We start from the raw sequence: 12,333 nt of genomic DNA on the forward strand, positions 1-12,333 counted from the left end.
TGGATCGCGCGGCCCGCGGGATCGCCCCCGCGGGCCGCACGCGAATCGAATCCACTCGCGCTGCTACTTCACGCGTTCTACTTCACGCGCTGTTACTTCACCCTGCGCCGCGCGCCCCGGCGCATCTGGGAGGGACGGCGCGGCACCTCGCCCGCCGACACCGCGGCGTGGCGCATCTTCGCACCGTAGTCCGCCAGCGCGGCGGCGAGGGCCGAGGCGGACGGCCTGTCGGCCATCACGTCGACCCGCAGGCCGAACTCCTCGGCCGTCTTGGCCGTCTGCGGCCCGATGACCGCGATCACCGTGACGTTGTGCGGCTTGCCGGCGATGCCGACGAGGTTCCGTACGGTCGAGGACGACGTGAACAGCACGGCGTCGAACCCGCCGCCCTTGATCGCCTCACGGATCGGGGCGGGCGGCGGCGCGGCCCGGACGGTGCGGTAGGCCGTGACGTCGTCGCACTCCCAGCCGAGCTGGGTCAGCCCCGCGACCAGCGTCTCGGTCGCGATGTCGGCCCGTGGCAGCAGCACCCGGTTGATCGGGTCGAGCATCGAGTCGTACGGCGGCCACTCGGCGAGCAGGCCCTCGGACGACTGCTCGCCCGTCGGCATGAGGTCGGGCTTCACGCCGAACTCCACCAGCGCCCGAGACGTGGCCTCGCCGACCGCGGCGACCTTGAGCCCGGCGAACGCGCGGGCGTCCAAGCCGTACTCCTCGAACTTCTCGCGGACGGCCTTGACGGCGTTGGCGCTGGTGAAGGCGACCCACTCGTAGCGTCCGGTGACCAGGCCCTTGATGGCGCGGTCCATCTGCTGCGGGGTGCGGGGCGGCTCGACGGAGATCGTCGGCACCTCCTCGGGCACCGCGCCGTACGAGCGGAGCTGTTCCGACAGGCCCTTCGACTGCTCCTTGGTGCGCGGCACCAGGACCCGCCAGCCGAACAGCGACTTGGTCTCGAACCACGACAGGCGGTCGCGCATGCCGACCGCGTCGCCGACGACGATCAGCGCGGGCTCGGTCATCCCGGCGTGCTTGAGGTCGGGGCCGAGCCGCCCGAGCGTGGAGACCACCGTGTACTGCTCGGTGGTGGTGCCGTCGCTGGTGACCGCGACCGGCGTCGAGTCGGGCTTGCCGCCCGCGATCAGCGCCTTGCTGATCGGGACCGCGTCCGCGACGCCGTTGTAGATCACGAGGGTGCCCGCGCAGTCGGCGTGCCTCGCCCAGTCGTCCACCTGCGCGGCGTCCACGATCCGGAACTCCGGCGCCGACGCCGCGGGCGGGATGCCGGCGTACGTCAGCACGGCCGTGGCCGGCGGGACGCCGGGCACGATCTCGAAGTCGACGTCCGCCTTGGCGCAGGCGGCCACCTCGTCGGTGACGGAGGAGAAGAAGGACGGGTCGCCCGAGCACAGCCGCACCACGGTGCGGCCCGCCTTGGCGGCCTGGATGGTCTTCAACGACACCGAGTTCTCCGCCGCGTCGGCGGAGATGTCGACGACCTCGACGTCCTCGCGGCAGTGGCGCAGCAGTGGTCCGTACGCCCGGCGGTCGAGGACGGCGACGTCGGCCCTGCTCAGCAGGTCGGCGCCGCGCAACGTGAGCAGGTTCTCGTCACCGGGGCCGGCGCCCACGAAGGCGACGAACCCGGATCGGGCCTGGGTGGTGTGGTCGGCGGGGCTCAATGGGCCTGCTCCCCCATCAACGTGTCGGCCCCTTCGGCGATCATGGCTGCCGCGAGTTCACGGCCGAGCTCCACTGCCGCCGGAGAAGGTCCGGAGGTGGACTTGCGCACCGACCGTGCGCCGTCGACGGCGACGACGGTGGCGGTCAGATTGAGAATGTGCCCGTCACCGGAGGCGAAAGCACCTACCGGGGCCGCGCAACCGGCCTCGAGGGCGGCGAGCACCGAACGTTCGGCGTCCACGGCGGCCCGCGTCAGCGGGTCGTCGACGGCGCTCAGCAGTTCGACGAGATCGGCACGGTCGGCCAGGCACTCGACGGCGAGGGCGCCCTGCCCGGGGGCGGGCAGCATCTCGCCGACCTCGAACACCTGGGCGATCTCCCCGGTCCGGCGGATCCTGGCCAGCCCGGCGGCGGCCAGCACGACGGCGTCGAGCTCGCCCGACGTCACCTTGCCGATGCGGGTGTCCGCGTTTCCCCTGATGGGGAGGTAGTCGAGATCCGGCCGGAGCAGGCGCAGCTGGGCCACCCGACGCGGCGACCCGGTGCCGACACGGGCTCCGGGCGGCAGGTCGCGCAGCCTCACCGGGCCGACGAGCGCGTCGCGGGGGTCGTCCCGCTCGGGGATGGCCGCGAGCGCGATGCGCTCGTCCTGCTTGGTCGGCAGGTCCTTGAGCGAGTGCACCGCGAAGTCGACCTCGCCGGCGAGCAGCCGGCCGCGCAGGTCGTTCACGAAGACGCCCGTGCCGCCGAGCTGGGTCAGATGGGCCCGGGAGACGTCGCCGAACGTCGTGACGCCGACGAGCTCGACCTCCCGGCCGGTCAGGGCGGTCAGCCGCTCGGCGACGATCCCCGACTGGGTGGTCGCCATCAGGCTCCTGCGGGTGCCGAGACGAAGGGGCGTGCTCATCGCTCCACCTCCGGGCTCTTCGGGCTCCGCATGCCGTCCAGGTTTTCCAAGGTCTCCAGGCCGTCCAGGCGGTCGAGGCACGACACGGCGTCGGGGGCGTTCGGGTCGAGGCCGAAGAGCTCGCGCAGCGCCTCGGCGTACTGGTCGCCGCCCGGCGCGGCGGCCAGCCGCTTCACCCGTACGGTCGGCTCGTGGAGCAGCTTGTCCACGACCCGCCGCACGGTCTGGGTGATCTCGTCGCGGGTCCGCCCGTCGAGGCCGGGCAGGCGGGACATCAACCGGCCCATCTCGGCCTCCACCACTCCGGCGGCCTTGCTGCGCAGGGCCACGACCGTGGGGGTCACCAGGGCGGCGCGCTCCGCGTGCAGGTAGGCGGTGACCTCCTCGGTCACGATGCGCCAGACCTCCTGGATCGCCTCGGCCCGGCCGCCGTCGGCGACGTCGTCGCCCACGCCGTCCTGCTGCATCGACTCCAGGTCGACGAGCGTCACGCCGGGCAGGTCCCGTACGCCGGGGTCCACGTCGTGGGGCAGTGCGAGGTCGAGCAGGAACAGCGGGCGGTCGCGGTCCCCGATCATGTCGGGGTCGATCGTGCGGGTTCCGGCGCCGACGCAGGAGATCACGAGGTCGGCCCCGGCCAGTTCGGCGGGGATGCCGGCCAGGTCCGCGGCGCGCCCGCCGACCGTCTCGGCGAGCCGCTCGGCCCGCTCCCGGGTGCGGTTGGCGATGACGATGTCGGTCACGCCCGCGCGGGAGAGGGTCGCGGCGGACAGCGAGCTCATCGAGCCCGCGCCGACCACCAGGGCGCGCCTGCCGGCGATCGGCCCGAGGACCCGCTCGGCGAGCGTCAGGCCGACCCCGACGAGCGAGGCGCCGGCCCGGTCGATGCCGGTGTCGGCGTGCGCCCGCTTGCCGGCCCGCAGCGCGTGCTGGGCCAGCTCGTTGAGGGTGGTCCCGGCGGTGCCCTCCTCCTGCGCCAGGCGGAGCGCGGTCCTGATCTGGCCGAGGATCTGCCCCTCGCCGACGACCATGGAGTCGAGCCCGCAGGCGACCGTGAAGAGGTGCTGGACCGCCCGGTCCTCGTAGTGCACGTACAGGTGCGGCGCGAGCCGCTCGTGCGGCAGGCCGGAGTGCGCGGCGAGCAGGTTCGTCACGGCGCCGAGGCCGCCGTGGAAGCGGTCGACCGCGGCGTAGACCTCGACGCGGTTGCAGGTGGAGACGACCAGCGCCTCGGACACGTTCTCGTCCGCCTGCAGGTCGTGCAGCAGCTTGACGAGGGCGTCCCCGCCGATCGTCACGCGTTCGAGCAGGGCGACCGGGGTGGTCCGGTGGCTCAGGCCGACGACGAGGATACTCATGAGCTCGCTCCCACTGATGGCTCACTCACATGACCACCCCGTCCGGCCACTCCTCGGCCATGATGGGTCCTCCATTAGCCTTGCGCTGCTCGTGGAACGCAAGTATCTGCAGTTCGATAGATAAATCGACTTTACGGACATCTACGCCGTCAGGCACAGCCAGGACGACGGGGGCGAAGTTCAAAATACTGGTGACGCCGGCCGCGATGACACGGTCGCAGACCTGCTGGGCCGGCGCGGCGGGGGTGGCGATCACGACGATCGACACGCCGCGCTGCCTGATCACCGTCTCCAGCTCGTCGGCGTGCTCGACGACGAGACCGGCGATGCGGTCGCCGACCACGTGCGGATCGGCGTCGAGCAGGCCCGCGATGCGGAACCCGCGGGAGGCGAACCCGCCGTAGTTGGCCAGCGCCCGGCCGAGGTTTCCGACGCCCACGATCGCCACCGCCCAGTCCTGGGTGAGACCAAGCTCACGCGAGATCTGGTAGATGAGGTACTGCACGTCGTAGCCGACACCGCGGGTTCCGTACGACCCGAGATGGGACAGGTCCTTGCGGAGCTTGGCCGAGTTGACGCCCGCGGCGACCGCCAGGTCCTCCGAGCTCACCGTCGGCGTGCCCCGTTCGGCCATCCCGTTCAGGGCACGCAGATAGAGCGGCAGCCTCGCCACGGTGGCGTCGGGGATACCGCGATCGCGTGCCTGCGGGATACGGCGGATCACTTGCCGGAACTCCTGGGGGACGGACGGCCGGTGCGCCCCCGGCCGCAAGGGTGGATGCGACGGAATGAATCCAGGTTAGTGCCTTTGTGAAGCAATGCACAAAGTCGATCGTGCTCACCAGCGTCCCAGGAGGGTGTGCCGGTCGCCGATCCGGGTCCGCCGGGATCGTGACCACGCGGATCGTGAGGACGCCGGGAGCGTGACTACGCTGGCGGCATGGCTCCTGCGGATCACCGGATCACCCTGCTCGGCAAGCCCGGCTGCCATCTGTGCGACGACGCCCGCGCGGTCGTCGAGCGGGTGGCGGGCGAGCTCGGCGTCCCGTGGGAGGAACGCGACATCACCGCCTCACCGGAGGATCAGGCCGAATACTGGGAGATGATCCCGGTCGTCCTGGTCGACGGCGTCCAGCACACGTACTGGAGGGTCGACGAGGCCCGCCTCCGCGCCGCCCTCGCCCGCTGAGCCCTCTCCCCGGATCACATCCGGGTGGGGAGCGGGACGACCTTGGCGGCGTTGACGGCGAGTTCGATGACGTTGGCGGCCAGCACGTACTTCACCCGCTCGGTGGTGAACCGCTCCATGTGCGGCTGCCTCTGGTGCTCGCCGTAGCCCACCTCGTCGCGGTAGAGCTCGTAGACGATGCGCTGGAGCGGGGCCGACTTCACCGCGTGGCAGACGAACAGCAGCGTGTCGGGCTCGTTGCGCTGCACCGCCTCCACCGTCTCCTCCGCCAGCTTGTCGAACGCCTCGCCCGAACCGTCCAGCAGCGTGAACACGGTCAGCAGGCCGTAGATGCCGGGGGACGGCTTCACCGAGCCCCCCTGCCGGGCCGGGCGGCCCGCCTGCTGCGCCCCCTCCGGGCTCACGCCCTGCCGGGACCTGCCGAAGCCCACTCCGAAGCTCGCCGCGAGGTCGGCCGGGCTGGGCAGCTCCGCCCCGCCCACCGGGGTGGCGCCCGCCGGCGCCCCCGGATAGACCGCCCCCGTCGCGGGCATCGCCCGGTCCTGCCCGGCCGCCGGGCCGGCGGGCATGGCGTAGTCGGGCCGGCGCGGCTGGCCGTACTGGTCGGCGGCCAGCAGCTGGCCGGTCGCGGGCCCGCCGAAGTCGTCGGCGAGCGGCCGTCCGTCCGGGCGCCCGTCGGGGCGGATCTCCGGGCGGCCGTCCGGAGGGCGCATGCGGGCCGCGTAGTCGACCTCGCCCTGCTCTCCCGCGCGATACTCGGCCACCAGGTCGCCCAGCCCCGAGCGGCGCGGCGCGGCGCCGGGCGGGACCGCCCCCGCCGCCGCGCCCCGGGCTCCCGGACCTCCAGGGCCTCCCGGGCCTCCCGCCGCGACGGCCGGGCCCGAGGGGGCGGAGGGCACCCTGGTCTCGGAGGGCCCCCGGCTCTCGGCGCGCAGGGCGGTGTCGGCCCGCCCGCCGCGCCGGCCCTGCCACTCCTCCTCGGGCGCGTCGTCCTCCTCGTCCTCGTCGTCGTACGGCGCGAGCGGACGCGCCACGGCGTACCAGACGCCCCCGGCGGCGGCGGCCATCAGCGCGACGACCAGCAGCCCCGGGAGCCCGAACTCCAGCGCGCCCGCGAGGGCCATGCCCGCGGGCGCGAGCACCACGGTCGCGTTCATGTTGTCGGCGTCGTAGTCGTCGCCGTCGCGCCAGCTCATCAGCGCGATGCCGAGGGCGAGGAGGAGCAGGAACACCACCAGGCCGTGGACGCCCCGCAGCAGCCACTCGGGCCACAGGTCCCAGTGGGCGGGGCCGTCGGGCAGCGTCTTGCCGAACCCCGAGGCGACGATGGGGTCCAGCACCATGATGACCGTGCCCACGACCGTGAGAGCGGCGCCGAGCAGCCACCCGGCGAAGCGGGCCGCCGCCTTCTCCGAGAGAAGCTGGAGCACGCCCACGGCCAGCCACAGTGGGGCCAGCAGCGACCCGGTGATCTGGTACGCCCGGAACGTCACGGGCCCGAAGCCGGTGAGGTGGCCGACGGCGACGGCGCCGAGCGACACCGCGAGCGCGCCCGTGGCGATGCTCCACGCGATCAGCCATCCGGCCGGCTCGTCACGGAGACGCCCGACGAGGACGCCGGTGGTGATGCCGGCGAGCAGGGCGCCGGCGAACGCGAGGAGAGCGACGAGGACTTCCATGGTGGCACCCATGCTGCCTGACAACGCCTTCGCACGGGTAGCCGGTCGCCCTGTACGGGTGCGGGATCCGGCGCCGGCGACGGGCCTCCGCATCCGGCGGCGGCCCGTCCGTTCCGTCCCCCGATCAGCGCCCGAGCACCGCCGACGCCGTGTTTCACGGTGGCGCCCGTTCTCCGGCAGCGAGTTCTTCCACTCGAACGGATTGTGTTATCTCCCGTTGATTTCTAGAGTGTTGCCGCACGCCGACTCCCCTTCCCCCATGGGATAACGGATGCCGAACCTGTGGCCGTTGGCCGGGCTGTCGCCTCCGGCCACCGCCGTATCCGCGCAGCCCGCGCGCTCCGCGGATCTCACCGAGCGCGGCCGTGGCCGACAACACGGCCGCGAGTACAGCCACGAACACGACCGCGAGAACGACGAGATGCGAAGCCTCGTGCTGCGCGCCAAGACCGGCGACAGCGAGGCGTTCGGCCTCCTCTACGACCATTACCTCGACCTGGTCTACCGGTACGTCTACTTCCGGGTGGGCAGCCACGCGCTGGCCGAGGACCTGACGAGCGACACGTTCCTGCGCGCGCTGCGGGGCATCGCCGACTTCACCTGGCAGGGCCGCGACTTCGGCGCCTGGCTCGTCACCATCGCCCGCAACCTGATCACCGATCACTACAAGTCGGGACGCAACCGGCTTGAGGTCACCACGGCGGTGATTCTCGACACACCTCTCGACGGCCCGCACATCCCCGAGAACGCGGTCGTCGCGAACATGGTGAACGAGCGCCTCATGCAGGCGCTCAAGCAACTCGGCCCGGAGCAGCAGGAATGCGTGATCCTGCGGTTCGTGGAGGGCATGTCGCTCGCGGAGACGGCGAAGATCATGGGCAAGAAGGCCGGAGCGATCAAGGCCCTCCAATTCCGGGCGATAAGGGCGCTCGCCCGGGCACTCCCGGACGATCTCGCTGACAGCCCGTAACCATTCCCACACCCTGTCGTTGGGCATGTCGCAGGTCGGATCTTCGCAGTACGGTCGATCCGGCCGGGAAAGGACAGTCGCCGACGTCGAGCGGGGGATGGCGGGAACCGTGATGGGCTGGTGGCGACCCTCGCGCCGGAAGGGCGGCCGGACCTCGGCCCGCACCCGGCGGGTCGCCGCGCGCGTGACGGCCCTGCGGTCCCTGGTGAACGGCGGCCCGAGCACCGACTTCCGCGAGCGGCTGCGGGCCGATCTCATGCGTGCCCACGCCGACGAACGCACCGCGGGCAGGCACGCGGCGCCCCCCGCCGCCCCCGCCTCCCACGCCGGGAGCCGGCGACCCCGTCCCCGCCGGTCCCTGCTCGTCCGGCTGCGCCCCGTCCTCGTCTTCGGCGTCGCGCTGAGCGGGATGTTCGCCACCGGCGTGCGCACGTACCACGCGGTGCCCGGCGAGGTGCTGTACCCGCTGAAGCGGGTGGCCGAGTCGACGGTGCTCGTCCTGGCGTACGACGAGAAGGACCGGGCGGAGCGGGAGATGGCCGCGGCCCGGCTGCGGGCGGCCGAGACCGCCTCGCTGATCGGCGAGGCCGCCCCCGACCGCCGCCGGCTGATCGCCCAGACGCTCGACGACATGGAGACGAAGACCAGGGCCGCGCTGACCCGCGTGGCGCGGCGTGGCCATGCCGACGGCGAGGCGCGGCGGTTCGCGCGTCAGCAGCGCAAGGTGGTGGAGCCGCTGCTGCCGAAACTCGACGGGGAGAACCGCGACAAGGCCACGCAGTACCTGCGTTACATCGACACTTTCACGGCTTCCGGACGCTGACACGTCATGTCCCGCTCACGTTGGGGACGGTGTCCGGCGGTTAAGCTGATGAGCCATGAGGCGGCTATTGCGACGGAGGGAAGCGGCGGAGATCGCCGGTGAGGTGGCCGCCGCCGCGGCGGTGTCCGCCCCCGAGGTCGTGCCCGATCTGACCGCGGCGGCGTTCTTCGACGTCGACAACACCATGATGCGCGGCGCCTCCATCTACCACTTCGCGCGCGGGCTCGCCTCGCGGGGCCTGTTCACCACCCGCGACCTGGCGAAGTTCGCGGTCGGGCAGGCGTGGTTTCGCGTCCGGGGCAACGAGAACCCCGAGCACATCGCCAGGGCCAAGGAGATGGCCCTCGCCTTCGTCGCGGGGCTCAAGGTGGACGAGGTCGTCCGGCTGGGCGAGGAGATCTACGACGACGTGATGGCCGACCGCGTGTGGGCGGGCACCCGCGCGCTGGCCCAGGCGCATCTCGACGCCGGGCAGCGGGTGTGGCTGGTCACCGCGACCCCGGTGGAGCTGGCCCGGGTCATCGCGCAGCGGCTCGGGCTCACCGGCGCGCTCGGCACGGTCGCCGAGACCGCCGACGGCGCCTACACCGGGCGGCTGGTCGGCGACCTGCTGCACGGCCCGGCCAAGGCCGAGGCCGTACGGGCGCTGGCCCGGCGCGAGGGCCTCGACCTCGCCCGGTGCTCGGCCTACAGCGACTCGTCCAACGACCTGCCGATGCTCTCGCTCGTGGGCCACCCGTACGCCATCAACCCCGACAGCGAGCTACGCGAGCACGCCAGGGACAACGGCTGGGAGACCCGCGACTTCCGGACCGGCCGGAAGGCGACCATGATCGGGCTGCCGATCGCGGCGACGGCGGGGGCCATAGCGGGCGGCGTCGCCGCCGGCATCGCGCTGCGCCGCCACTACCGCTCCAGCCTCTGACGCCCGGGGCCGGATCAGATCGGCGGGAACGCGGCCCCCCGGCGCAGCCGCAGGGCGTCGAGCCGCCGCTGCATGGTCTCCCGGACGTGGTCGGTGAGGTCGAAGACCACCGCGGGGTCGTCGGCCTCCTCCGGGTCGTAGGAGTCGGTGCGGACCGGCTCGCCGAACTCGATGAGCCACTTCGACGGCAGCGGGACCAGGCCGAGCGGCCCGAGCCAGGGGAACAGCGGCGTGATCGGGAGGTACGGCAGGCCGAGCAGGCGCGCGAGCGAGGGGACGTCCCCGATCTTGGGATAGATCTCCTCCGCGCCGACGATCGCACACGGGACGATCGGCACACCGGCCCTGATCGCCGAGGCGACGAACCCGCCCCGGCCGAACCTCTGCAGCCGGTAGCGCTCGGAGAACGGCTTGCCGATGCCCTTGAAGCCCTCGGGGAAGACGCCGACGACCTCGCCCTTGCGCAGCAGGCGGTCGGCGTCCTCGGGGCAGGCGAGCGTGTGCCCCGACTTGCGGGCGAGATGCCCGAGCACGGGGAGCTGGTAGACCAGGTGGGCGCCGAGGAGGCGCAGCGGCCGGCCCAGCTCGTCGTTCACCGCGACCTGGAGCATGAGCGCGTCCACCGGCAGCGTGCCGGAGTGGTTGGCCACGATCAGAGCCCCGGCGTCGGCCGGCACGTTCTCCAGGCCGAGGGTCTCGGTCCTGAACCAGTGCCGGTACAACGGGCGCAGCGCCTCCAGCAGCACCCGGTCGTTCAGCTCGGGATCGAAGCCGAACTCGTCGACCTCGTAGTCGCCGGTGATCCTGCGGCGCAGAAAGGCGAACAGCTCCGCGAGCCGCTCGCCGGAGTCGTCGCCGTTCCCGGGGCCGGCCGGATGGCCGTTCCCGGCCGCGCGCCGGTCCTGGAAGTCGTTCATCGCGTCACCGCTTCGTCACGAGGCCGGCCAGCCAGTCGACCGCGGCGAGCGGCAGGTGACCGGGGCCGCCCCGGGACCGCAGGAAGTCGTCGAACGCCGCCGCCGTGCCGTACTTCGGGCGCCAGCCGAGCTCGGCGGTGAGCCTGGCGGTGTCCACCGCGCGGCCGTGGCTCATCAGCGTGAGCTGCTCGGGCGAGAAGTCGACCAGCCGGGCGCCCCTGGCCAGCCCGCCGACCAGGCGGAAGGCCGGGGACGGCAGCGGGACCACCGGCCGGCCCGTGCGCCGCGCGCACTGCGACAGCAGCAGGACGCCGTCGCCCGCCACGTTGAACACGCCGGGGTGGTCCGTCCCGGCCGTACGGCACAGCGCCTCGACGGCGTCGTCCTCGTGGACGAACTGCAGCCGCGGGTCGAAGCCGAGCACGGTGGGCAGCACGGGCTGCGAGAAGTAGCGCGTGAGCGGCGAGTCGACGCCGGGCCCCATGAGGTTGGCGAACCGCAGCGTGGTCGTCGTCACGTCGGGCCGCCGCCGGGCGAAGCCCCGGACGTACGTCTCGACCTCCGTGGCGTCCCTGGCGTACCCGTGGTGCGCCACCTCGACGGGCTCGGTGTCCTCCGTGAACACGGCCGGAGCGTGCGGCGAGGAGCCGTACACGGCCGTGGTGGAGCGCACGACCACGCGGCGCACCGTGGCGGAGCGCTGGCAGGCCGCGAGCAACTGCATCGTGCCGATGACGTTGTGCTCCTTCATGGCCGGCCGGCCACCGCCCGTCCCGCCCGCCCGGCGGTCTCCGCGGCCGCTGCCGCTGACCAGGCTGAGGTGCACGACCGTGTCGACGTCGGCGTCCCGGATGACCCGAGCCAGGTCCGGGCCGCGCAGCGCGACACGGACGAACTCGGCGCGGCCGAGCACCGGGCCGTCCTGCCCGCCGTCCCGCCCACGAGGGGGTGGCGGCGGCTCGGTGTCCACGCCGATGACGCGGTCGATCTCCGGATCGCCCGCGAGCGCGGCCGCCACACGGGCGCCGATGTGACCGCGGACACCGGTGACCAGCACGGTACGAGTCATCGACGCCTCGCCGGGGGTGTGCGTGTGCGTGTTCGACGGTCGCCCGGTCCCTCGGGACCGGTGCGCGCTCCGTCTCGGCTACTTCTTGTTACGCCGCTGGATGCGGGTCTTCTTCAGCAGCTTGCGGTGCTTCTTCTTGGCCATGCGCTTGCGGCGCTTCTTGATCACAGAGCCCACGGGACCCCCAGGTGAAGGTGGTGACAGTCGAACCGGCGCGCGAGCGCACACCGGCTCAACAGACTACCGGCGATCCACGGTAGATCGCTCCCCCGGGGGACCCCGCGTCGGGCGCGGGCCGGCCACGCCGCCGTCAAGCGTGGTCGTCCGAGGGCGTTCAACCCGCTTCGATGAACGCGTCCCGCAAGTAGTCGTGCACCGCCTGCTCGGGCACTCTGAAGGACCGGCCGACACGGATGGCCGGTAACTCGCCCGAGTGCACGAGCCGGTACACCGTCATCTTGGACACCCGCATGACGGTCGCCACCTCGGCCACCGTCAAGAACTTCACCTCGCTGAGAGGTCTTTCGCCTGCACCCATCGGACGCCTCTTCCGCACGTGTTTCCGGGTTATCCCCACTGGTGCCATCGCTCACGCACGTGTACTGCCGTCAGCGTAAGTCCGGACTCCGAGTAGGCAAACCCCCCATTCCATCATCAGCGGAGCCGTGTGCCGTCAAAATCGGGAAAGTCGCTGGCAGCAGCAGGGCCGTGCCCCTCGCCTCAATCTTGGAACGGACCAACTTCTCTCACATAAGAGTCGCCCAGGATCAGAAAAAAGTTGGCAACCGCCCGACACACCGGTGCAAAAGCGGG

At 72.4% G+C, this 12,333-nt stretch carries 13 protein-coding genes; 4 read left to right on the top strand and 9 right to left on the bottom strand.

All coding sequences use genetic code 11. The annotated features are described in order from the left end of the window. Positions 1–92: 92 nt before the first annotated feature. Genes HHX33_RS00925 through HHX33_RS00940 form a run of 4 tightly spaced genes read right to left on the bottom strand, consistent with a single transcriptional unit; the run spans position 93 to position 4,672 of the window. Positions 93–1,682, bottom strand: a complete 1,590-nt coding sequence (locus tag HHX33_RS00925; protein WP_182872894.1) for a uroporphyrinogen-III synthase — start codon at positions 1,680–1,682, stop codon at positions 93–95. Then, the gene (hemC, locus tag HHX33_RS00930) at positions 1,679–2,590 is read right to left on the bottom strand and encodes a hydroxymethylbilane synthase (RefSeq protein WP_182872895.1); all 912 of its coding nucleotides are present in this window, start codon (positions 2,588–2,590) and stop codon (positions 1,679–1,681) included. The genes HHX33_RS00925 and hemC overlap by 4 nt, the downstream gene beginning before the upstream one ends. Beyond that, positions 2,587–3,948, bottom strand: coding sequence for a glutamyl-tRNA reductase (locus HHX33_RS00935; protein WP_182872896.1), 1,362 nt, complete (start codon positions 3,946–3,948; stop codon positions 2,587–2,589). Before HHX33_RS00935 ends, hemC begins: the two co-directional genes overlap by 4 nt. Before the next feature lie 25 nt (positions 3,949–3,973). Next, complete coding sequence (locus tag HHX33_RS00940) at positions 3,974–4,672, bottom strand: redox-sensing transcriptional repressor Rex (RefSeq protein WP_111699599.1); 699 nt, start codon at positions 4,670–4,672, stop codon at positions 3,974–3,976. A 216-nt stretch (positions 4,673–4,888) separates the two neighbouring features. On the opposite strand from HHX33_RS00940, the gene HHX33_RS00945 reads away from it, so the two are divergent. Continuing rightward, positions 4,889–5,137 carry a glutaredoxin family protein gene (locus HHX33_RS00945; protein ID WP_111699600.1) on the top strand — a complete coding sequence of 83 codons (249 nt, stop codon included), beginning with the start codon at positions 4,889–4,891 and terminating at the stop codon, positions 5,135–5,137. A gap of 14 nt (positions 5,138–5,151) precedes the next feature. On the opposite strand, the gene HHX33_RS00950 is transcribed toward HHX33_RS00945, so the two are convergent. Beyond that, positions 5,152–6,816 (bottom strand): putative quinol monooxygenase, encoded by a 1,665-nt coding sequence (locus HHX33_RS00950; RefSeq protein WP_182872897.1) that lies wholly within the window; start codon positions 6,814–6,816, stop codon positions 5,152–5,154. Positions 6,817–7,087: 271 nt separating this feature from the next. On the opposite strand from HHX33_RS00950, the gene HHX33_RS00955 reads away from it, so the two are divergent. From HHX33_RS00955 to HHX33_RS00965, 3 genes are all read left to right on the top strand, one after another. After that, on the top strand, positions 7,088–7,786 hold the full coding sequence (locus HHX33_RS00955) for a sigma-70 family RNA polymerase sigma factor (protein ID WP_182872898.1): 699 nt from the start codon (positions 7,088–7,090) through the stop codon (positions 7,784–7,786). Positions 7,787–7,883: 97 nt separating this feature from the next. Next, positions 7,884–8,609, top strand: coding sequence for a DUF5667 domain-containing protein (locus HHX33_RS00960; RefSeq protein ID WP_182872899.1), 726 nt, complete (start codon positions 7,884–7,886; stop codon positions 8,607–8,609). Between the two features lie 55 nt (positions 8,610–8,664). After that, the gene (locus HHX33_RS00965; protein ID WP_117409149.1) at positions 8,665–9,534 is read left to right on the top strand and encodes an HAD family hydrolase; all 870 of its coding nucleotides are present in this window, start codon (positions 8,665–8,667) and stop codon (positions 9,532–9,534) included. A 14-nt stretch (positions 9,535–9,548) separates the two neighbouring features. Here the strand turns inward: HHX33_RS00965 and HHX33_RS00970 are convergent, their stop codons facing one another. The 4 genes from HHX33_RS00970 to HHX33_RS00985 form a co-directional block, all read right to left on the bottom strand. Beyond that, entirely contained in the window at positions 9,549–10,451 is a 903-nt protein-coding gene (locus tag HHX33_RS00970; protein WP_182872900.1) for a lysophospholipid acyltransferase family protein, read from the bottom strand. A 4-nt stretch (positions 10,452–10,455) separates the two neighbouring features. Further along, positions 10,456–11,520: an NAD-dependent epimerase/dehydratase family protein gene (locus tag HHX33_RS00975; protein ID WP_182872901.1), complete on the bottom strand. Its 1,065-nt coding sequence runs from the start codon at positions 11,518–11,520 to the stop codon at positions 10,456–10,458. A 78-nt stretch (positions 11,521–11,598) separates the two neighbouring features. Next, complete coding sequence (locus tag HHX33_RS00980; protein ID WP_018654693.1) at positions 11,599–11,697, bottom strand: 30S ribosomal protein bS22; 99 nt, start codon at positions 11,695–11,697, stop codon at positions 11,599–11,601. Between the two features lie 157 nt (positions 11,698–11,854). After that, the gene (locus tag HHX33_RS00985) at positions 11,855–12,058 is read right to left on the bottom strand and encodes a helix-turn-helix domain-containing protein (protein WP_030456159.1); all 204 of its coding nucleotides are present in this window, start codon (positions 12,056–12,058) and stop codon (positions 11,855–11,857) included. Positions 12,059–12,333: the final 275 nt, after the last annotated feature.

The organism is Microbispora sp. H10670, assembly GCF_014161385.1.
GTDB classification, from domain to species: Bacteria; Actinomycetota; Actinomycetes; order Streptosporangiales; family Streptosporangiaceae; genus Microbispora; species Microbispora triticiradicis.